General features: G+C 38.6%; 19 protein-coding genes and 1 riboswitch. Of the genes, 11 read left to right on the plus strand and 8 right to left on the minus strand.

Translation table 11 applies throughout. The features are described 5' to 3' along the window. Positions 1 to 47: 47 nt before the first annotated feature. On the minus strand, positions 48 to 599 hold the full coding sequence (locus MHB55_RS05540) for a 2'-5' RNA ligase family protein (protein WP_340862789.1): 552 nt from the start codon (positions 597 to 599) through the stop codon (positions 48 to 50). Between the two features lie 740 nt (positions 600 to 1339). On the opposite strand from MHB55_RS05540, the gene ftsE reads away from it, so the two are divergent. From ftsE to MHB55_RS05575, 7 genes are all read left to right on the plus strand, one after another. Then, on the plus strand, positions 1340 to 2026 hold the full coding sequence (gene ftsE, locus MHB55_RS05545) for a cell division ATP-binding protein FtsE (RefSeq protein WP_144537659.1): 687 nt from the start codon (positions 1340 to 1342) through the stop codon (positions 2024 to 2026). After that, complete coding sequence (gene ftsX / locus MHB55_RS05550; protein WP_340862790.1) at positions 2016 to 2903, plus strand: permease-like cell division protein FtsX; 888 nt, start codon at positions 2016 to 2018, stop codon at positions 2901 to 2903. Before ftsE ends, ftsX begins: the two co-directional genes overlap by 11 nt. A 28-nt stretch (positions 2904 to 2931) precedes the next feature. Continuing rightward, entirely contained in the window at positions 2932 to 4239 is a 1308-nt protein-coding gene (locus MHB55_RS05555; protein WP_340862791.1) for a murein hydrolase activator EnvC family protein, read from the plus strand. A 142-nt stretch (positions 4240 to 4381) separates the two neighbouring features. Next, a complete protein-coding gene (locus MHB55_RS05560) occupies positions 4382 to 4960 on the plus strand; it encodes a redoxin domain-containing protein (RefSeq protein WP_144537665.1) in 579 nt (192 codons plus the stop codon). A 72-nt stretch (positions 4961 to 5032) separates the two neighbouring features. Beyond that, positions 5033 to 6454, plus strand: coding sequence for a S41 family peptidase (locus MHB55_RS05565; RefSeq protein ID WP_340862792.1), 1422 nt, complete (start codon positions 5033 to 5035; stop codon positions 6452 to 6454). Between the two features lie 82 nt (positions 6455 to 6536). Beyond that, positions 6537 to 7706, plus strand: a complete 1170-nt coding sequence (locus MHB55_RS05570; protein WP_340862793.1) for a PDZ domain-containing protein — start codon at positions 6537 to 6539, stop codon at positions 7704 to 7706. An 8-nt stretch (positions 7707 to 7714) separates the two neighbouring features. Beyond that, entirely contained in the window at positions 7715 to 7966 is a 252-nt protein-coding gene (locus MHB55_RS05575; protein WP_144537668.1) for a CsbA family protein, read from the plus strand. A 518-nt stretch (positions 7967 to 8484) separates the two neighbouring features. Here the strand turns inward: MHB55_RS05575 and MHB55_RS05580 are convergent. The 7 genes from MHB55_RS05580 to MHB55_RS05610 all read right to left on the minus strand — a co-directional run bounded on the left by MHB55_RS05580 (position 8485) and on the right by MHB55_RS05610 (position 13642). Then, positions 8485 to 9693, minus strand: coding sequence for a M20 family metallopeptidase (locus tag MHB55_RS05580; RefSeq protein ID WP_154311269.1), 1209 nt, complete (start codon positions 9691 to 9693; stop codon positions 8485 to 8487). A 28-nt stretch (positions 9694 to 9721) separates the two neighbouring features. Further along, positions 9722 to 10585, minus strand: a complete 864-nt coding sequence (locus MHB55_RS05585; protein WP_340862794.1) for a MetQ/NlpA family ABC transporter substrate-binding protein — start codon at positions 10583 to 10585, stop codon at positions 9722 to 9724. Positions 10586 to 10597: 12 nt separating this feature from the next. Then, positions 10598 to 11260, minus strand: coding sequence for a methionine ABC transporter permease (locus MHB55_RS05590; protein WP_144537671.1), 663 nt, complete (start codon positions 11258 to 11260; stop codon positions 10598 to 10600). Beyond that, complete coding sequence (locus MHB55_RS05595; protein WP_340862795.1) at positions 11250 to 12275, minus strand: methionine ABC transporter ATP-binding protein; 1026 nt, start codon at positions 12273 to 12275, stop codon at positions 11250 to 11252. The genes MHB55_RS05590 and MHB55_RS05595 overlap by 11 nt, the downstream gene beginning before the upstream one ends. 14 nt (positions 12276 to 12289) lie before the next feature. After that, positions 12290 to 12436, minus strand: a complete 147-nt coding sequence (locus MHB55_RS05600; RefSeq protein WP_154311266.1) for a hypothetical protein — start codon at positions 12434 to 12436, stop codon at positions 12290 to 12292. Next, positions 12423 to 12527, minus strand: a riboswitch (SAM riboswitch). It overlaps the preceding gene by 14 nt. Positions 12528 to 12625: 98 nt before the next feature. Beyond that, the gene (locus MHB55_RS05605; RefSeq protein ID WP_340862796.1) at positions 12626 to 12934 is read right to left on the minus strand and encodes an AzlD domain-containing protein; all 309 of its coding nucleotides are present in this window, start codon (positions 12932 to 12934) and stop codon (positions 12626 to 12628) included. Between the two features lie 3 nt (positions 12935 to 12937). Further along, a complete protein-coding gene (locus MHB55_RS05610; protein ID WP_144537677.1) occupies positions 12938 to 13642 on the minus strand; it encodes an AzlC family ABC transporter permease in 705 nt (234 codons plus the stop codon). Positions 13643 to 13752: 110 nt separating this feature from the next. On the opposite strand from MHB55_RS05610, the gene MHB55_RS05615 reads away from it, so the two are divergent. From MHB55_RS05615 to addA, 4 genes are all read left to right on the plus strand, one after another. Further along, the gene (locus MHB55_RS05615; protein ID WP_144537679.1) at positions 13753 to 14394 is read left to right on the plus strand and encodes a TVP38/TMEM64 family protein; all 642 of its coding nucleotides are present in this window, start codon (positions 13753 to 13755) and stop codon (positions 14392 to 14394) included. Beyond that, positions 14387 to 14935, plus strand: a complete 549-nt coding sequence (gene lepB / locus MHB55_RS05620; RefSeq protein ID WP_225215866.1) for a signal peptidase I — start codon at positions 14387 to 14389, stop codon at positions 14933 to 14935. Before MHB55_RS05615 ends, lepB begins: the two co-directional genes overlap by 8 nt. Positions 14936 to 15012: 77 nt before the next feature. Beyond that, on the plus strand, positions 15013 to 18507 hold the full coding sequence (gene addB / locus MHB55_RS05625; protein ID WP_340862797.1) for a helicase-exonuclease AddAB subunit AddB: 3495 nt from the start codon (positions 15013 to 15015) through the stop codon (positions 18505 to 18507). Then, positions 18494 to 22207, plus strand: a complete 3714-nt coding sequence (gene addA / locus MHB55_RS05630) for a helicase-exonuclease AddAB subunit AddA (RefSeq protein WP_340862798.1) — start codon at positions 18494 to 18496, stop codon at positions 22205 to 22207. Before addB ends, addA begins: the two co-directional genes overlap by 14 nt. Positions 22208 to 22218: the final 11 nt, after the last annotated feature.

Consider the following 22218-nt stretch of genomic DNA (forward strand, 5'->3'; position numbering starts at 1 on the left):
AGAAAAAAATATTGAGTAGTACATATGTAAAACTAATTTTTGAGAGGTCAATTGCTTAAAGAAATATCTAAATATTTTTCATATCTTTGCTTTTCATTGTTTAATTCATAAACTCTAATAAAATTAACTTCGAATTGAGGGTATGGTGTCAATTCTATATCTGCTAATCTTTCCATTTCTTTTAGTTCTTTTTTTGAGAGCCCAGTAGAAACGTTTCCACCATACTGTGCTTTCCCAAGAGTTAAGTGAGGTACAAAGTCATCGAGTTCAAAATACTGTTTTATTGAGACTTCTGACGGTGAAACCTCCTTTACTATTTTTTGATGCAATTCGTGTAAACTATTTGAGCGAACACTCAAATATAAAATGTTATCTCCAAAATACTTTGGCTTATCAAATGACACTTGAAAAGACTTAAAATCCTTACACGTCTTTTGTACTTTGTCTATCCACTTTTTATCTGCGGTTAATCCCCCTTGTGCTTTCAAAGTAATATGTGGCTCAACACCTAATTGCTTAATCCATTTACGTTGAAAATGCTCAATTCGTTCTAAATATTCTTCTGGTGGGACAATTCCTATAAAATACTCTACTTTCATTCTAATCCACTCCTATTTTTCTCCGTTTAAATAATTTTAGCAGAAATAAAACAGCCTTCTTAAAAGATAAGAAATAAATGAAGTAAGTACTACATGAATTCAAAGTATATATTTAAAATCGATCAATGACACACAACTTAAGAATGAGAGCATTTTCAGGAACTAAGATTTTGAGTTTGCAATTATTCAAAAGCATTCATTATTGATTGATTGATTGATTGAGACGACAGGCGGCGACTCCAGTGGGAGGAGGGAGAAATAGAAGCAATCACATCTGACGCGGAAGCGACGGTGATGGCATATCGCTCACTCATCGGAAAGCGGAAATCCAGTCTACTATTTAAAATATAACGGATACCTGCCCCTGTATGATGCTAAATACTCTCTTTTAAATGCTAGTAAATGACATATATTGAAGGAAATTAATGAAAAATAGTTTAAATAATCAGAGCAATATCACGAAATGTTCAATTTATTGGTGGAAAATAGACTTTACTGTAAAAATTTTCTCTTAATCGATTTTATAGCAGGAGATTTGAATGAATGTGTAGAAATAAGGGGTATAGTCCTTTTGTAAGGGGGCATAAAATACCAAAAAAACTGAAAAATCGATAATTATTTAGTTTTTTTGACTATATTTACCTACAAATTGAAATCTAATTGTAACATTAACAAAGGTCTCAAGTGTTATAATAGGCATTGTTGTATTTAATCAAAGAAAGTAATTAGGTGGTATACAAATGATAGAAATGACTAACGTCTATAAAAAATATCCTAATGGTATTGTTGCTGCTAATGGGATTGACGTAGCAATTAAACAGGGTGAATTCGTATACGTAGTTGGCCCAAGTGGAGCAGGTAAATCGACATTTATCAAAATGATGTATCGAGAAGAACGCTCAACGTCAGGTACGATTGTAGTCAATGGTATGAACTTAGCTACATTAAAAAACAAAAATGTTCCTTACTTGAGAAGACAAATTGGAGTTGTCTTTCAAGACTTTAAATTACTCCCACGTTTGAATGTATATGAAAACGTTGCTTTTGCATTAGAAGTAATCGAGGAATCCCCTAAGATTATTCGTAAAAAAGTAATGGATGTGTTGGAGTTAGTTGGATTAAAAAATAAGGCAAGAATGTTCCCAACTGAATTATCAGGTGGAGAACAACAACGTGTTTCGATTGCGCGTTCCATTGTAAATACTCCTAAACTAGTAATTGCAGATGAGCCAACAGGAAACTTAGACCCCGAAACATCATGGGAAATTATGAATATTTTCGAAGAGATTAATTCCCGTGGAACTACAATTGTTATGGCAACTCACAATAGAGAAATTGTAAACACAATTCGACACCGTGTTATTGTAGTTGAGGGTGGATTAATCACTCGAGACGAGTACGGAGGAGATTACGGATATGAAGGCTAGAACAGCAGGACGACACTTCCGAGATAGTTTGAAAAGTATTAGCCGAAATGGTTGGATGACCTTTGCATCCGTTAGTGCTGTAACCGTTACATTATTACTTGTAGGCGTGTTCGTCATGATTATGATGAATTTAAATAAAGTAGCCGATGATTTAGAACGAGACGTAGAGATAAAAGTTTACGTGGAATTGACTGCAGACGAAGCATCTGTCACTACGTTACAAGAAAATATAAAAAGCATTCCCGGAGTTTCTGAGTTAACTTACGCTACTAAGGGAGAAGAATTAAAGAAGCTTGTTATGGATTTTGGGGAAGACCTTGAATTATTCGAGCAAGAAAACCCTTTACATAATGTTTTTTACGTAAAAGCAAAAAACCCTCAAGAAACTGAGAAGGTTGCGAAGGAGATCGATCAGTTAGATAACACTTTTGAGGTTAGTTATGGAGAAGGAAAAATAGAAAGACTATTTTCTGCCTTAAATATGGGTAGAAACGTAGGTATTGTACTTATTTTAGCGCTATTGTTCACAGCGATGTTTTTAATATCGAATACTATTCGTATTACGATAGTTGCTAGAAGAAGAGACATAGAGATTATGAAGCTAGTTGGAGCTACAAACTGGTTTATCCGAATTCCTTTCATATTGGAGGGTATGTGGCTTGGTATATTAGGAGCGATACTACCAATCACACTAGTTACGGTGCTTTACTACAATCTTTATAATGCATTGCAGCCTAAATTAGAATCAGGAAATTTATTTAATTTACTAGAGTTTTCCCCATTTATCTATCAGTTAAACGGCTTGATCTTGTTAATGGGAGTTTTAATCGGTGTATGGGGCAGTTTCATGTCTGTACGAAAATTTTTACGAGTATAAGTAGGTAGCTTGAAGGGAGCAGGGAGATTTGAGAAAACAGTCGAAATGGGTGCTGCGCATATTTGCAGTGGCAGCATCTGGAGCGCTTTTATTTAACACGCCAAGTGCTCTTGCCAATTCATTGAATGACCTTAAAAAAGAACAGCAAAACATTCAAGAAAAGAAAAGTTCTATTCAATCAAATATTAAAGAAACTGAAACGAAGATTGATACAAATGAGTCCAAAATTGACCAAATTATGGCTCAAATCCAAGCGTTGGATAATGAAATTATGGCAACCGAGAAAAGTATTTCAGCAGTTTTAAGTGAGATTGAAAAAACCACGACTGAAATAGAAGCTCTTAAGGCTTCTATTGCTGAGCTAGAACAGAAAATTGCAGACCGTGATAAACTTTTGAAAGAAAGAATTCGCGCAGTTCAAGTTAGTGGTGGATCTGTAAATTATTTAGATGTTTTACTTGGAGCTAATAGCTTCGTAGATTTTATCGACCGTTTTTCAGCAGTTAATACATTGATGGAAGCCGATCGAAAAATTTTAAAAGAGCAAGCGGAAGATAAAGCAAAACTAGAAGAGCAAACAGCAAGCTTAGAGAAAAAACTTCAAGAGCAAGAAGATAGCAAAGCACAACTTCTTTCATTAAAAGCTAATTTAGATAGCCAAAAATCTTCTAAGGGTACTTTGGTTGACCAGCTAGAGGCAGAACAAGCAAAACTTTTAGAAGATAAAGAGCAAATGGAAACTGAATATGAAGAAGTTTTAAACTTAGATAAAGCAATTCAAGATAAAATCGTCGCAGAACAAAAACGACAAGCAGAAATAGCTAGAAAAGCAGCAGAAGAGAAAAAGAAAAGAGAGGCTGCAGAACGTGAGCGTCAGCAAGCCGCTAGCGGATCTACAACATCTATCCCAGAAGTTTCTTCTGGTAACTGGACTAAACCTGCATCCGGTCGATTTACTTCTGGATATGGATATAGAATGCATCCGATATATGGGAAAGGCAAAATGCATTACGGAATCGATATTGCAAACAGCACAGGTACACCAGTATTATCGGCAGCTGATGGCGTAGTTTCATATGCATCACCTTTAAGCACATACGGTAATGTTATTATGGTTACACATTCTATTGATGGCCAGACTATTACTTCCTTATATGCTCATTTAAGCAGCATTAAAGTAAGCGTTGGACAAGTTGTTTCAAAAGGCCAGCATATTGGCGCGATTGGAACTACTGGTAACTCAACTGGACCACATCTTCACTTCGAAACTCATCTAGGATATTGGGAAGGCATGGCAAGTAACTCAGTTAACCCATTAAGATATATTTCTTTATAAAATGAAAAGACACTTCTATTACTTAGGAGTGTCTTTTTTTGTACACATTTATAACAAAACAAAAGGAATAGAATAGTATTCTAATTCTACTTATGCATATAATTAGAGTAATGATATTTAATAGGTAATATGGAGGTACAAAGTGAAGAAAATCATTGGGTTACTAATTGTTGGTTGTTTAGTAGCTATTGCTACTATATCCTTTGTCAAAGAGAATATCGATGAAAAAGCAGATCCGTTTGAAGGGGAGCAGATGGGCACAGATCTTGCTGAAAACCCTGCAAACAAAGGGACTGGTAAAGGAGATATTGCTCCTGAATTTACTCTGACCACTCTGGCTGGTGAAGAAGTATCGCTTTCAGATTATAAGGGAAAAAAAGTTGTTTTAAACTTTTGGGCAACGTGGTGCCCACCTTGTAAGGCCGAAATGCCTCATATGCAAAACTATTATGAGGATATGGCAGAAGAAGCTAACGTAGAGATACTTGCGGTCAACCTTACGAAAGGTGATTATGGTATTGATAAGGTTAGTTCATTCGTGGATGATTATGGTTTAACTTTTCCTATCCCACTGGATGAAGAAGGGGAGATAGGAGATGTATATCAAGCCATTACTATCCCAACTACTTACATGATCGATACGACTGGAACGATACAAAATAAAATAGTTGGACCGATGGATGAACAAATGATTATAGATTATGTCAATAAATTAAATTAAGAATCTGATTTTTGGGCAAGTATTAAACTTCGTTTTTCTCACATATATTAGTGGAAAAGTAGGAGGTTGAATTTGCGCAAAAATCGGATTTTTTTATACGGCTTTATATTAGTTGTCGCATTAGTTTTAGGGTATTTATGGTTGTCAGGAAAATCACCTAAGGGTGAGGAGAGTGAGGTTAGTAGTAGCAAGGTCATTGATGAAGCTTATGACTTAATAAAGAAAGAAGCTGTTTTTTCTAAGAACGAGAAACTATTAGTGGAAGGTGCTATAAGAGGTATGGCTGATGCACTGGAGGATCCACATTCTTCTTATTTAACAAAAGAGGAAGCGGAGGCTCAGGAATCTTCTCTTGCAGAAGAGCGAGTAGGAATCGGTGTGGAAATTATGCAGTCTGGTGGTAAGTTTATCGTTGTTGCACCAATCAAAGATTCCCCAGCGTTTAAAGCGGGTTTAAAACCTCAGGATGAAATTGTTCGAGTAAACGGAGAAAGATTAACTGCTAAATCAATGGCGGAGTTAGTCCAACTGTTAAGCGGCGAAAAAGGAAGTAGTCTTAAATTGACGGTATATCGTCCAAGCGAGAATCGTCATGTGGAGTTACATATGAAACGAGACACAATCGCGTTGCATACTGTTTCTAGTGAGGTTTTAGAGGTCGATGGTAAGTCTATTGGAATCGTAACGATTTCTATTTTTGGAGAGAAAACAGCTGAAGAGTGGGAGAAGCAAACAAAAGCTCTAGTAGAACGTGGCATACACGGACTAGTTGTGGATGTCCGAGGTAATCCAGGTGGTTATTTATTTAGTGTTTCTTCTATTATAGGTACACTTTTACAAAACGGTAGCACATTTGCATATATGCAGGATTCCAATGGAGTTTTAGAAATGTTGAATACAGTAAATAAGGACACACCTTATCTTAACAAGGTACCAGTTGTTTTATTGCAAAATGGTGGAAGTGCTTCAGCCAGTGAGGTTTTAGCAGGTGCATTGAAGGATAATAACCGCGCCATGATCGTTGGTGAAACAAGCTTTGGTAAAGGAACTGTTCAAGAAACTCACCCATTATCCAACGGTGGCAAATTAAAAATATCTACACATAAATGGTTAACTCCCAAACAACAATGGATTCATCACAAAGGGATTGAGGCAGATCTGAAGGTGGAGCAAGACGAATTATTCGATATCGATATGAAATACTATCACGGTGAGTTCCAGCTTGGAGATTATGGTGAGGAAGTGAAGTACGTACAGCAAGTACTTGGGGGGCTTGGCTATAATGTAGCTCGCAAGGATGGCTATTTTGATGAAAATACTCTAGAAGCAGTAGACAAATATCGTGAGACGAATAAATTGGAAGTAAATTCAAAGCTTGATGAGTTATTCTTTCAGAATATGACTAACACAATTAACAATTATAAGTCTAGAAAAGAGAACGATCAACAGTTACAAATGGGAGTAAGTTATATAATTCATAAGTTAAATAAATAACTTGATACAATAAACCTATACGGAAGTTCTCCTCGTTTGATACAATAATAGTTACACTATGTTACGAGCGAGGAGGATGCGTATGGTACAAGAAATATTAATAGAATTGGTAAAAGGAATAGGACGATTCTTCCTTCATCCAGCCGTATATATTACGCTTCTTTTTTCTGTGTTAATCGGATATTTTCGAGTAAAAAGAGAGAGAAAACAGTTCCGAGCTAGAATTCTTTGGGGCTGGACAGAGGCCAAGCATTTCTTGTTAGACGGTTATGTATGGGCAATTATTATATCTGTTATAAGTGTAGCAGCGGGTTTAGTTGTACCTTCTTCATGGTTGATGGTCTATAGTGTATGGATGATTATTTTTGTGATACTCTTTATGTATCAGGCTGGTTCTGCGATATATGCAATCGCATTAGGAGCAGTTACTTTATATATCATGTACTTGTATGAGTGGTCCTTCGAATTATTGACATGGGATTTTATTGGACAAGATATATTTAGTGAAATGATCGTACCGATTGCTATTTTAGCAGGATTGCTATTAGTGGCTGAGGGATTCATCATTCAAAAGCATGGAGCAACTAATGCGTCACCTAAATTGGTAAAAACGGCAAGAGGCAGCGAGGCAATGGAATATGTAACCAAACGACTTTGGTTGTTACCGATTCTATTAGTCATACCGGGAGATGTTATACATACATATCTACCCTACTGGCCGCAGTTTACTTTAGGAGAATCAACGTTTTCTTTAATATTGTTCCCATTTGTGATAGGTTTCCAACAAAAAAGCAGGCATTCGTTGGCAGAGAAATTTTTCCCTCACTATGGAAAAAGAGTTTGGCAGTTAGGAATAGTAGTGACGGTCATCGCTGCTTTTGGCTATCTAGAACCACTTATAGCTATAATTGCGGTGGGATTAGGAGTTATAGCGAGACTATTAATATCTTATATTGAATATACAAAAGAGCGTAATGGTTCGTATGCCGTTTCACCTCAATCTAATGGAGTGATGATTGCAGGTGTGCTATCGGACTCTCCAGCAGAAAAAATGGGCTTAAAAATTGGAGAATGCATCGTTAAAGTAAATGGACAAAAAGTAACAGATGAGCAAGAGCTATACGAAGCCGTCCAAATCAATGCAGCTCATTGCAGATTAGAAGTATTAGATCACAATGGAGAGCTACGATTGAGACAGCATGTTTTGTTTAGACACGATCATTACAGACTAGGATTAATCTTAGTAAGGTAGGAGAAATAATGGAAACTTTATCTATACCAACACAAGTGATACTGGCTATCGTGACACCTGCTTTATTAGTTGTGCTATTTACTCGCATAACCTTCAACCGCTATGTTGCCCTATTACTAACTGTCGCGCTATTTGCAGCATCGGTCTATGCAGGATACACCCATCGTTGGTGGATATACATTTTAGATGCAGCATCCCTGACAGTTGGATTCTGGTATGCAAGCCATATGAAAGCACGCGACAAAAAATCCGCCTCATGAAGGCGGATTTTTTATTTTGCTTTTGGTGAAAGGAATTGGGAAAGGGAAAGACCCACATCATAGTGCAAGGAACTTTGGTAAGTGCAAGGTTGTGAGTCATCACTGCAAGGTTTGAAGCGAATACCGCAATGTTTATAGTGATCTGTGCAAGGTTATTAGTGATTACTGCAATGTTTACTCTCATCTGTGCAACGTTAAAGTAATATTGCAAAGCTATTAATTATCTTCTGGGTTGGGGGGAACCATTTGTAGATACTTGTTTATCTGCAACACTACTCATCAAACGCGCAACAGTTTCCTCCGTTTGCGCAACACTTTGGGAGAAACACGCAACAGTTATCGCAATCTCTGCAACAGTTTGGCAGAATGCGCAACACTTTGGGAGAAACACGCAACAGTTATCACAATCTCTGCAACACTTTGGCAGAATGCGCAACACTTCTCATAAACCAGCAACACTCCTACCATACATCCCTACACACTCAACTTTACCTACCTATTATCGAGCCGGCTATTCCTCAATTTCCACCGGTTTTCTTAGCTAGCGCTACTTCGTGGTCCTTGCGGATGTTGTGTAGCAATTCTGCATCTGTGAGGATGCGGTAGCCAGTGGAGGCTAGAGCTTTGGCGCCTTTGATGAGTGCCTCGTTACCTAGCTGGGATTTAGCTGCTTCCCGAAACTCGATTGTGTGACCAACTAAATCATCAGGGCCAATCTTGATATGCGGGTGGGCAGTAGGGACTGCGTAGCTAATATTTCCAGCATCTGTGGAGCCTTTTCCTTTTCGTTTTTCCGTATGCACGAATTCTCCCACTGCTTCTAGTTCGGAATGTAGGATTTCGTCCAATTTTGAATTTAATACAAAGTCCTGAACCTCGTTTTGGAATCGCTCAATTCTTACCGAGGCACCGGTTGCTAACGCTGCGCCGTTAGCGATAGCATGAACCTTTTGTGCTACTTCCTCTGTATGTTTCCAGCTTTCAGCGCGGATATAAAAGCGGGCTGAGGCATAATCGGGTATGATATTCGGTGCATCACCTCCGTGAGTGATAATGCCATGAATACGTACATTGCTTGGCAACTGTTGACGAAGGGCATTAATACCATTGAATAGCAGAATGACTGCATCTAGAGCGTTTATTCCTTGCTCTGGAGACCCAGATGCATGTGCAGCTTTACCGTAAAAATGAAAGTCTAGTGGATCTACAGCCAATGTCTCACTAGTTAAAGATGTTTTCCCGGAAGGGTGAATCATTAATGCGACATCTACATCCTTTAAGAAGCCATGCTTTACGAAGCTTCCTTTTGCACTTCCATTGGGGCCACCTTCCTCGGCAGGGGTTCCTAGTATGACCACGTTGCCACCTGTAAGGGGAAGTGCCTCTGCTAGAGCAATACCAGCTGCTACGCTAGTAGTGCCGATAATATTATGACCACAGGCATGACCGATGCCTGGAAGAGCATCATACTCGGCTAGATAAGCTACAGTAGGACCTTCTTTTACTCCTTTTTTTATAGCATAGAAGGAGGTTTCATGACCTGCAACGGCAGTAGTTACCTCAAAGCCAGCGTCACGTAGCAACTTAATATGCTTGGCACTAGCAAAGAATTCCTGATTACCAATCTCCGGGTTAGCATGAATCTCCTGGCTGACTTGAATATACAGTTCTTTATTTTCCTCAATTGACTTAATCAGAAGTTCTTTCGGTTCTTTTACAATACTCATCTTTTTTCCTCCTTATATTTTCATTTATTTATTTCAATAGATTTTCAAATGTCTCATCTAGTTGTTCCTGAGTTAAAATTACTAGAGATGAGCCACCCTTCGTGTCCTCAGTGATTGCTTTTTGAATGTCTTCCTCTTGATAAAGTTCGACGATGCGAAGATAGGCTTCGTTGTCTTTGTCTTCTCCGCGAGCTGCTATTAAGTTAACGTAAGGATAGATAGATTCATCTTCTCCAGCCTCTCTATAAATAGGATCTTCTCCAGGGGAAAACCCAGCCTGGCCGGCAACGCCATTATTGATAATGGAGGCAGCAACGTCCGGTAATACTCGTGGAGTTTGTTGAGCAACCATTGGAATGATATCTAAATTTAATGGGTTTTCTACAATACCAGTGGGATCTCCGAATAGGCCAAAATCATCTGATAATGTGATGAGCTTTGCAGACTCTAAAAGACGAAGAGCACGCGCTTGGTTAGCTGGGTCATCTGGGATAGCAATTTTATCTCCTTTTTTTATTTCATTTATGTCTTTAATTTTTTCCGAATAAACTCCTAAAGGTGCAAACATTGTAGAGCCGATTGGAACAATATCATTGCCACTTTCCTTCACGTATTGGGATAGGAAGGATAAGTGTTGGAAAGCATTTAAATCGATATCTCCTTGAGCCAATGCATTATTCGGTAATGTATAATCTGCAAATTCTACTAGTTCAATTTCAATACCTTCCTTAGCAGCTTTCTTCTGTAAAATTGGCCATTGAATGCCATCTGAACCATTTACACCAATTTTCACTTTAACTGTATCTTTATCTGTAGCAGCAGATGAGTCACCACAAGCCGTCAGTATTAAAGCAGTTATTAGAGCGAAAAATAATAAACTAAATTTTTTCATCGAAATCTCTCCTTATCTTCTCATGAATTTTTTTGACAAAGCATTTCCTAACCATTGCGCAAGCTGAACAAGAATAATAAGAATAATGACTGTTACGAGCATTACGCTTCCGTCAAAACGCTGATAGCCGTATGTCATAGCAATATGACCGAGACCACCGCCACCAACAGTTCCTGCCACTGCTGAAAAGTCTATTAAGCTAACAGTTATAAATGTTAATCCTAGGATAAGAGGCCCTAAAGCTTCAGGGATTAATACCGTAAATATAATGCGTAAGGGACTTGCTCCCATTGCTTGCGCTGCTTCAATAACACCCGGATCTATACTAACTAAGTTATTTTCAACTACTCTAGCAATCGAAAAACTCGCAACAATTGTCATGGGGAAAATTGCAGCTGCTGTACCTATTGTTGTTCCCATTACTAATCTTGTAAGCTGTGAAATAGCTACTAAAAAAATAATGAAAGGTATCGGACGTATGATATTGATCAAGATATTTAAAACTTGAAAAACTAATTTATTTTCTAATATGTTCCTTTCACGTGTGACAAACAACAGTAATCCAATCGTTATTCCTAAAATAGAGCCGAATATAAGGGTGGCGATTACCATTATGATTGTTTCGCCTGTCGACTCCACAATTCTTGGCCAAAAAGTACTCCAATCAACCTTCATGCTTTGCCACCTCCTTTATATCCACAATAGTTTCTAACTCTGCAATCGCATGTTGAATAGCTACTGGATCACCTTCGAACGAGATAACTAAGTCTCCAAACAGTCTTTCCTGCAATTCGCGTATAGAGCCGTATACAATATTAAAATGAACCTTGTGCTTCTGAGTTATATGCGATAAAACCGCTTCGTTAGTGATCTCTCCTTTAAAAATCACTCGGTAGAAGCCATTGCCACCTCGAGCACGCCATTCCTCTAATATCCTTGGGGAGGGAAGGTCCTGCTGTACTGATTGGATAAAACGCTGTGAGGTAAGGTGCTGTGGTTCGGTAAAGACATCGAACACATCTCCCGATTCAATAACCACACCGTCCTCCATCACTGCTACTCTTTGGCAAATGGACTGGATAACGTGCATTTCATGAGTAATCAATAAAATGGTTATACCAAATTCTTTATTGACCTTTTTTAGAAGTCTAAGTATTTCACCAGTAGTTTCTGGATCTAAAGCTGATGTCGCTTCATCACAAATTAAAATATCTGGGGAAGTTGCTAGTGCACGAGCTATTCCTACTCTTTGCTTTTGTCCCCCAGATAGCTGACTTGGATAATCCTTTGCCTTGTCAGAGAGGCCTACAAAACTTAATAGCTCATTAACACGTGTATTAATTTCACTTTTACTAAGACCAGCAAGCTTTAATGGGTAAGCGATATTACCAGCAACTGAACGAGAATGGAATAGGTTAAAGTTTTGAAAAATCATGCCGATATTTCTTCTTCTAGTTCGTAGTTCTTTTGAAGACAAAGAATTTACATCAATGTCCTGAATAAATACGGAGCCCTTAGATGGGCGTTCTAACATATTCACTAATCTAAGGAGTGTACTTTTCCCAGCTCCACTAAACCCAATGATGCCAAATATTTCTCCTGCATTAACTTTTAGAGAGACATTTTTAACGGCATGCACCTCCCGTTTGCCAAGACGAAAAGTCTTGGAAACATTTTTAAACTCAATCATTTATAACAACCTCCTTAGGCATCATCATTCGTTACAGACAAATGATAGTCATCTACCTTTCTATCACGAGAAAAAAGAGCTTCCATTTTCTTATCTAATAAACGATAAGAAAAAGAAAGCTCTTCAAAATATACGAAAAACCAACTTTTCTCATCTTTCAAGCATTACGCTTGCAGGAGTTGGCACAGTATTCAAATGAACCTGTTGCCGAAACGTCATGGGGCCTGATCCCTCGGTTTCTCTAGATAAGAAAGTGATGTGCTATTTAATTGTTGTAAGAATTGTTTTCAACTTTAAACAATCAAAACCTAGTAGTCAAGTATATTTAAAAAGTAAAATAATTCAGACTATTAAAATAATAAACTATAAATGGCTAAAAATCCTATAGTACCTAAGACGACAATCATTACGTTTTGAAACAAAAAAGCAAGCGCAAAGGCAACAATAGAACCAAAGACACCAAATAATATATTGCCTTCTTGTATGTATATAACAGCAGGAAATATCAATGCCCCTAAAACAGCATAGGGGATATTACGTAAAACACCAGAGATAACAGGAGGAAGCTCCTTACCTTCCAAGAAGGTTAAAGGGAACGCCCGAGGGATATAAGTCACAATTGCCATACCAAGAAGCATCCACCAATACCAACCACTCATTCATTAAACTCCTTTCGGCAAACTTTTTTGTTTTCTTGCATAAACGATTTCAACTATGATAGAAGAAGCAAGAGTCGCAACCAAAATGGACCATCCAGTCGATAGCAAGCTAGTCCAATAAAAAAAAGCATTAATTAGCGCGGCTATTAGGGCTAACATAACAACTTTTCGGTTACCCTTCATAGATGGGACCAATAGACCGATGAACATTGCATATAAAGCGATGGCCATAGCCGCTTGAAGGAAAGCAGGAAGATTTGCCCCGATAACATGACCTATCGCAGTGAAAACAACCCAACTAGTATAAGCAATAACGACAACACCAAATGCGAAGGGGGTTGGAATCTTGTCTTCTTTCTTAGTAGCAAGAACAGAGAAGGCTTCATCTGTAATTCCAAAAGCATAAATTCCTTTGATCCATCTTTTTTCACTTTGCATCTTTTCATTCAATGATGCCGTCATAAGGAAGTGACGAATGTTTACAACAAAAGTATTTAACACAATTAAAATCGGATCTACCGATTTTGTGATAAGAGTCAAAGACATGTATTGAGCAGCTCCCGCATATACAAAGAGGCTCATGGCAGTTGCCTCTAACAGAGATAATCCAGACGTTTTTGCCAAAAGCCCGAAGGTTAGTGCAACAGGAAAATATCCGATAGCGATGCTTGATCCATCTCGGAGTCCATTTACAAAATGCTTATTCACAAAATATTCACATCCTTTTTACATAATGAAAAAATTATACTATAAGAAAATAGTTTTATGTATAAAATAAAAGGGAAAAGTACAAATATACATAGGCGGAGGAGAGAAATATGCCAGATTGGTTTTCTTTAGACACACTCACTAATTTAACGCATGACTATCGGGCGCTCGGACCGATATTTGGTATCCTACTGCCCTTTCTAGAAGCTTTTTTACCATTTTTACCTCTAGTGGTGTTTATTGTGGCAAACGTAGCAGCCTATGGGTTGTTATTTGGTTTTTTAATATCGTGGGTTGGTTCCTTCGTTGGAGCTTATACAGTATTCTTAGTCATTAGAAAATATGGACGAGCACGCGTATTAGGTTTTATAACTAGGCATGAAAGAATACAAAAATTAATATTATGGGTAGAGAGAAATGGTTTTGGTCCACTATTCTTATTGATATGTTTTCCTTTCACTCCTTCTGCCTTGGTAAATATAGTAGCTGGGTTGTCAAATATTAAAAAGCATACATATTTATGGACGGTAGCATCCGGTAAACTGATCATGATTTTTGTTGTGAGCTTTATCGGGTCTGACCTTAAAGCACTTGTGACCCAACCAATTCGAACAGCAATAGTTGTTATTGTCATTGCAATATTATGGTTCATTGGAAAGCGAGTGGAAAAAAGAATTGAAAAGAAAGTAGAAGATGATTTTAGAGGCATCAAGGCCAAAAGAAAGAGAAAAAGAGGAGAGACATTTGAGTAAATTAAAGCAGGAGACAATTGAATGGGTAATTGCCATAACAATTGCTGTAGCTATAGTACTCGTAGTTCGACTGTTTATTGTAACTAATTATGAAGTTAGTGGTAAGTCAATGATGCCCACGCTTTCAGATCAAGACAGGGTCCTAATTAGTAAGATTTCACCGATTAACCGCATGGACATAATTATTTTTAACAATGGAGAAGAAGATTTCGTCAAACGTGTCATTGGTGTACCTGGAGATACGATTAAATATGAAAATGATGAACTATTCGTAAACGGAAAAAAGGTAGATGAGCCTTTTTTAAAGGGTAACATCGCATATAATAATCCAGACGAGCATTTTACAGAAGACTTTGAATTATATGATTTAACGGGTTATAAAACTGTACCCAAAGGTAAACTATTTGTACTTGGGGACAATAGAATGGCCAGTCTCGATAGCCGCTATTTTCATTTTATAGATAAAGATGAAGTTATTGGTGAAGTAAAGATGAAGTATCTTCCAATAGCTGATGCCACGTTTAATTTTTCATCCGAATAATTTCCCTCACTCGATTATGTTTTGTACAATGAGAGTAGGGAATTATTCGGTTTTTTTATGAAAGGAGCTAGTTTAGCTTGTCATTACGAATTATTAGTGGTCGATCGGGCTCTGGTAAAACAAAATTTATGCAGGAAGAAATCGTCCAAACAGTAAAAGCGGCTCCGATTGGAGACCCTATTTTTTATATAGTTCCTGACCAAATGTCTTTTTCCAGTGAATATGACTTGGCTGCAGACTCAGGGTTAAGCGGAATCATCCGTGCTCAAGTGACCACCTTTAAACGTCTTGCCTGGCGTGTCCTTCAGGAAACAGGGGGAATCGCAAAAGAAGAGATTAGCGGTTTCGGTTATCGAATGCTCATCCGTAGCTTGCTAGAGGAAAATAAAGAGGAATTCACTTTATTTAAGCGTGCCTCTACTAAACGGGGATTCACAGATCAAATAGAGGTTTTACTAAAGGAGTTTAGTCGGTATTGCTTAGATTATTCTTCGATGAGCAATGCAGTTAGTGACTTAAGGGCTGTAGATGCGCCTCAAACATTGTTAGACAAATCATCTGACATCATGATGATGTTAGATTTAATAGAACAGAAGCTAGGAACGAGTTATGTAGATGGAGAGGGATATTTAACTCTGCTTGCCAATAAGATAGAAGACTCGTATTTACTAGAAACTGCTGAAATTTATATTGATGGTTTTACCTCTTTTACAACAAGAGAGCTTGAAATCATTCAAGCGTTGATGAAGAAAGCAAGAAGAATTTCTATCGCTTTTCCACTAGGGAGCCTGTCTGATGCTTATGATGAGCAATCCTTGTTCTTTCAGCCTGCCAATACAGCAGTTAGATTAATAGAGATGGCTCAGTCAGTGGGTGTAGAAGTTGAGAACACAGTTCATTTTAGCGAGCAAAGAAGGTTTGTTGCTGCGGAGCTAGCTCATATCGAAGCAAACTTTGATCAATTGCCACCAACAGAAATTGTCTCTAAAGGAGCTTTAAGGCTTACAGAGGCGATGAATAAACGTGCAGAAATTCATGCGGTAGCTAGACATATCAGAGACTTAGCTCAGTTTAAAAGCGTTAGATATAACGAGATTGCTATATTGCATCGTGATGCAGAAAACTATGAAGGACTAATTGAGACAACTTTTCCGCAATATGAAATTCCATTTTTCATAAGTAAAAAGAAATCCATGCTACATCATCCTCTCATCGAGCTTAGTAGAACAGTTTTAGAGATTATTCGAACGGATTGGAAATATGAACCCATGTTCCGGGCGATTAAGACTGATCTCTTTTTTCCGCTAGATGCGCCTAAAACGATGTGGAGGGAACGTGCGGATCGCTTAGAAAATTTTGTTTTGTCTTTTGGTATATACGGCGATCGTTGGTTTGATGAACGAAGATGGACTTATAAAAAGTATCGTGGATTGGAGTTTTATTCGAAAGTCCAGACTGATGAAGAACTAAGTATACAAGCGGAGATCCATGCAGTAAGAGATGTTCTCATTCAACCTATTAAGAAGCTGGCCGATTCCTTAGGCGAATGCAGTACAGGAAAAGAAATAGCCACCGCACTCTATACCTTTATGGAATCCTTGCAGGTTTATGAAAAATTGCAAAGTCTCAAAAAAGCGGAGGAGGAGAGCGGACAGCTATTGTTGGCTACAGAGCATGACCAGGCATGGAACGATTGGGTCGATGTGCTTGACCAGTTTGTTTTAATGTTTGGGGAGAAAGAAATGTCACTAGAGGAAACGATGAAAATCCTCGATGAAGGCTATGACCAGCTGACCTTTTCTCGAATTCCTCCTACAATAGATCAGGTAATCGTAGGAAACGTAGATACCGCGCGTCTGACAAATATAAAAGCTGTATTTGTAGTAGGTGTAAACGATGGCGTGTTCCCAAAAAGAATAGATCATGAGGGGTTGCTATCCGATACTGAGCGGGAATGGTTTACTAAAGTAGGCTTTGAGCTAGCGCCAACCTCTCGGATGAGATTGCTCGATGAAAATTATTTGACGTATAAAGCTTTTGCAACTCCTTCTCATTATTTGTATGTATCTTATGCTATTGCGGATAGTGAAGGGAAGGCTCAGCTGCCTTCTATGTATATTAGCAAGCTTCAACAGTTAGTAGATGGTGTTCCATTGGAATTAGCTGTAATCGATCCTTCTGATATTAAAGATCAGAGCTTTGATATCACATTAATTAGTCATCCTAGAACAACTCTGGCATATTTGTCGATGCAGCTCCGTCAGGCTTTACAAACCGGTGAATTGGCGGATGCATGGCAGGCAGTGTATCACTATTATATGGAGGACCCATACTGGTCCACGCTCTTAAAGCGGATTATTAGACCGATGCTTCGTGGAAACAAAACCGAGCTGTTGTCTCAGGATATAACCGCTGCGTTATACGGTGAAACTATCAATTCAAGCGTTTCGCGTGTTGAAAAGTATTATAGCTGTCCTTTCGCTCATTTCGCAGGCTACGGACTAAAGTTGGAGGAGCGAGCAGAGTATCGCTTGGAGGCACCAGCTATGGGGGACTTATTCCATGCTGCTATGAAGTGGATATCTGACGAGACATCACGCTTAAATTTAACGTGGGGCCAGCTAACTAAAGCAGAGTGCACGCAGCTTGCAAAGAAGGCTGTAGACCATATAGTTCCGGTCTTTGTACATCAGCTCTTGTTAAGTACAAATAGATATCGTTACATTCAACGAAAATTAGAGCAGATAGTAGGCAATACCTTAGTGGCATTAAGCAGACATTCACAAGTATCTAGCTTCGTGCCCATTGCCATTGAAGCTGGATTTGGTCCAGGTGAGATATTACCACCTATGGAAATTCCATTAAAAAATAGCCGTAGAATGCAGTTACGAGGAAGAATTGACAGGGTCGACGCTGCAAACGTGAATGGTAATATGTTCATGCGAATTATAGATTACAAGTCATCTAAGAAAGGCATTGATTTGAATGAAGTATATCATGGTATATCACTTCAGCTTTTAACCTATTTAGATGTAGCAGTAGAAAATGCAAAAATTTGGTTGCAAGAGGAAGCTGAACCAGCAGGTGTGTTATACGTGCATATGCATAATCCATTTATTCAAAGCCAGAAGGAACTTGAAGACACAGAGCTACAGGACGCTATTTATAAGTCATATAAGATGAATGGCTTGCTTTTGGATGATCCGGAGGTAGTTATGGAAATGGACGAGCAAATAGATGGATTTTCAAAAGTGATACCGGTTCGCATGAACAAGGATGGGAATCTATCTAAATCCTCCTCCAAAGTAGTAGAACCAGAACAAATGAAACTTTTACAATCCTTTGTCCGTAAAAAACATGAACAAGCCGGTAACGGTATGAATGCGGGAGACACTCGAGTTTATCCGTATGTCATGAAGGACAAGATGCCATGCCAATACTGCTCATACAAAAGTGTATGTCAATTTGACCCTCAGGACCCGGAGCAAAAGGTTCGAGTGATTAAAGTAGAAAAACCAGACGTTATAACGGAAAAGATTCAAAAGGAGATGAGTACAAATGAAGATTCCTAACATGCCGGCCGATTTAACATGGACCCCGGCACAGTGGAAGGCAATCTGGGCTACTGGTTCAGATGTATTAGTAGCAGCTGCCGCAGGTTCTGGTAAAACAGCTGTACTCATCGATCGACTTATCCAGAAAGTAATTGCAAAAGAAAATCCGATTAATGTGGATGAGTTACTAGTAGTAACATTCACAAATGCTTCCGCAGCAGAAATGCGTCATCGAATGAGAGAGGCACTAGAAAAGGCAATCGTCCTAGATCCAGATTCTACTCATTTGAGAAAGCAGCTGACTTTGTTAAACAAGGCGCAAATTTCCACCTTGCATTCGTTTTGCTTAAATATCGTAAGGCAATATTCATATATGCTCACGATTGATCCTGGCTTTCGAATAGCGGACGATACAGAGGCTGCACTAATGAGAGATGATGTATTGGCAGAAATTCTAGAAGAAGCATATCAAACAGACAATCCAGAAGCCATGTATTTGTTGTCCGATAGCTTTACTTCAGACCGTGATGATCAATCGATTGAGGTTATGATAGACAAACTATACAGCTATGCTCGTGTTCATCCGGAGCCAAGTAAATGGCTATTAGCAATTCCAAAGGAATACGAATTAGATGAGCAGATGACTATTGATGAGCTTCCGTTTATTGAACCATTGAAGCTTGCTTTGACTTATCAGTTGGAGGAAGCAATTGCCGTATCAGATGAAATTAAAAGACTTGCTAATCTTCCGAACGGACCAGCCCCACTTGCCGATACTGCTATTAACGATCAAACCCTAATACAGGAAGCAGTCCGCTTGTTAAAAATGGGTACTTGGCAAGAAGTGTATTACTATTTTCAAGGGTTAAAATGGGGAAAAGCAGCATCTATTCGAAAAGATTCCTGCGATGAGGTGCTCAAAAAGCAGGCAGCGAATAAACGAAATAAAGTGAAAAAGATCGTAAATGATCTTAAGGATAAATATTTTACCCGTACACCTGAACGCTTATTAGAAGAAATGCGTCTAATGGCACCTCATTTAAAAACCTTAGTAGATTTGGCAATCTCTTATGGGGAAAGATATACTGCTGCAAAAAATGAAAAAGGTTTAGTGGATTTTTCTGACTTGGAGCATTATGCTCTGGAAATATTAACGGAGCGCGATGAGGAAGGTAATTTAATGCCTTCTGCTATAGCGGAGGATTACCAAGCTCGCTTTAAGGAAGTACTGGTCGATGAATATCAGGATACAAACAGACTCCAAGAGACAATTCTACAGCTAGTTAAGAGTGGAGAAGAACTCACGGGAAACATGTTTATGGTAGGAGATGTAAAGCAGTCCATCTATCGATTTAGACTTGCCGAGCCGATGCTTTTCTTAGGGAAATATCGAAAATTTAAAGAAGAGCCCTATGACTCAGGAGTTAAGATAGATTTAAATGCCAACTTCCGTAGCCGTCAAGAGGTATTGCACGGAACAAACTATATTTTTCAGCAAGTAATGGGAGAAAGTGTTGGAGAAATTGACTACGACGATGCTGCTTCCTTGAAGCCACAAGCTCCTTATGATGATAGAGATGCGGCCATTGAACTCGCCTTGCTATATGAGGTAGAAGATGGCAACGCAGAATCAGAGGAAGATGAGGATGATTTTAAAACAGTTGACGCTGAGGAGGAGTTAAAAAAATCTCAGGCAGAGGCTCGTTATATTATTTCTAAGATAAAAGAAATGATTGGCAGCGGTCATACTGTCTATGATCCGTGGAAGAAAAAAGAACGGCCGTTACAGTATAGCGACATCGTTATTTTAATGCGCTCCATGACTTGGTCTCAAGAAGTCAACGAGCAATTTAAGGAAGCAGGTATTCCATTGTACGCGGAGCTTTCTAAGGGTTACTTTGAGGCAGTAGAAGTACTAATCATGCTACATACGCTGCGAACAATTGACAATCCATATCAGGATATCTCACTAGCTTCTGTTTTGCGTGCTCCATTCGTAGGCTTAACAGAATCTGAATTAGCTTTAATTAGACTAGCAGCGCCTAAGGAGCCTTTCTATGAGGCATTAAAAGTATTTGTCTCAAGTGGGGGTGCAGGACTGACAGTAGAAACTGCAGAGAAGTTGCAAAGATTTCTTCTGCAATTTGAGGATTGGCGGAATCTAAGTAGAAGAGGATCTCTAGCAGATTTAATCTGGCAAATATATTTAGATACACATTATTACGAAATTGTAGGATCTATGCCAAACGGTAAGCAACGACAGGCAAATTTGCGTGTTTTGCATGACAGAGCAGTAACTTATGAAAAGACCTCGTTCCGTGGTCTCTTCCGTTTCCTTCGCTTTATTGATCGTATGAGAAAACGTGGGGATGACCTGGGAGCTGCTCGTGCTATCAGTGAGAAAGAAAATGTTGTTCGATTAATGACAATTCATTCCTCTAAGGGTCTCGAGTTTCCTGTAGTCTTTTTAGCAGGCATGGGCAGACCGTTTAACCAAATGGATTTCAATGAGTCGTATTTATTTGATCAAAACTTTGGGTTAGCAGTAAAGGCGATTGACCCTATAAAGCGTATTTCTTTTACCTCGTTACCATTTCTTGCGATTAAGGAAAAAAAACAGATGGAGCTAAAGGCAGAGGAAATGCGAGTTCTATATGTGGCGATGACCCGTGCCAAGGAACATTTATATTTAGTTGCTACGATCAAGGACCTGACAAAAACATTGGAAAAATGGGAGGATTCTCAAACACTGCTGAGCGATGAAATGATCCCTGACTATGTACGAGCTAAAGCAAAAGGTTATTTAGACTGGATTGGTCCAGCCCTTGCTCGTCATCCAGACTATAAACAACTATCTGAAGTAAACGAGGCCAATTTATTGGAGGGTCCATCTAAATGGAACATTATCGCTAAGCATATAGAAGAGTTTAAAGTCCAACATGTAGAGGAAGAAAAGGAGCAAGTAACGCTTTCCGAACTCATTAAAACGGAAGAGCCAGCGATGTTAGAGGATATCAAAAATATATTTGACACAATTTATCCATTTGAGGTTTCTACCCACAAGCGTTCAAAGCAATCAGTAAGTGACATGAAAAAACTTCAACTTTTGTTAGAGCGTGAAGATGAAGAGTTTTTTGGTCCAACTACAAACACTTTAAGTGACAAGACAGCAAAACGACCATTCTTTTTGCAACAGGAAGAGAAGCTGACTGGTGCCGAGGCTGGTACCGCTGTCCATGCATTCATGCAAAACGTAGATTTAGAGGAAAAGAAAACGTCGGAGCAAGTTTTAGCTTTTGCTGAGCGTTTAAAAGAGAGAGAGATATTAACTGCTGCGGAGCAAGCGGCAATAGACCCAAACAAGATGGTTCCATTCTTCCATTCAGAAATAGCGGATCGATTGAGAGCAGCTACACAAGTAATGAGAGAATTTCCTTTCACATATGCTTTAGTTGATCCAGATGGTGACAAGCAAATTATTCAAGGGGTTGTAGATTGCTTGTTTCAAGAAGAAGATGGTCAATGGGTGCTGCTAGATTATAAGACAGATAGAGTAAAACATCTGCAAAATAATGAAGATCATTTAGTTCAGGAATTGAAAAATAGATACGAGCTACAGCTTTCCTTGTATGCAAGGGCTATTCAAGACATCATGCAAGTAGGGATAAAAGAAAGAGTTCTATATCTATTTGACATAAATAAAACTGTAACACTTTAGGGGGAAATTTG

Origin of the sequence: Psychrobacillus sp. FSL K6-1267 (genome assembly GCF_038003265.1) — a bacterium.
Lineage (GTDB): Bacteria > Bacillota > Bacilli > Bacillales_A > Planococcaceae > Psychrobacillus > Psychrobacillus faecigallinarum.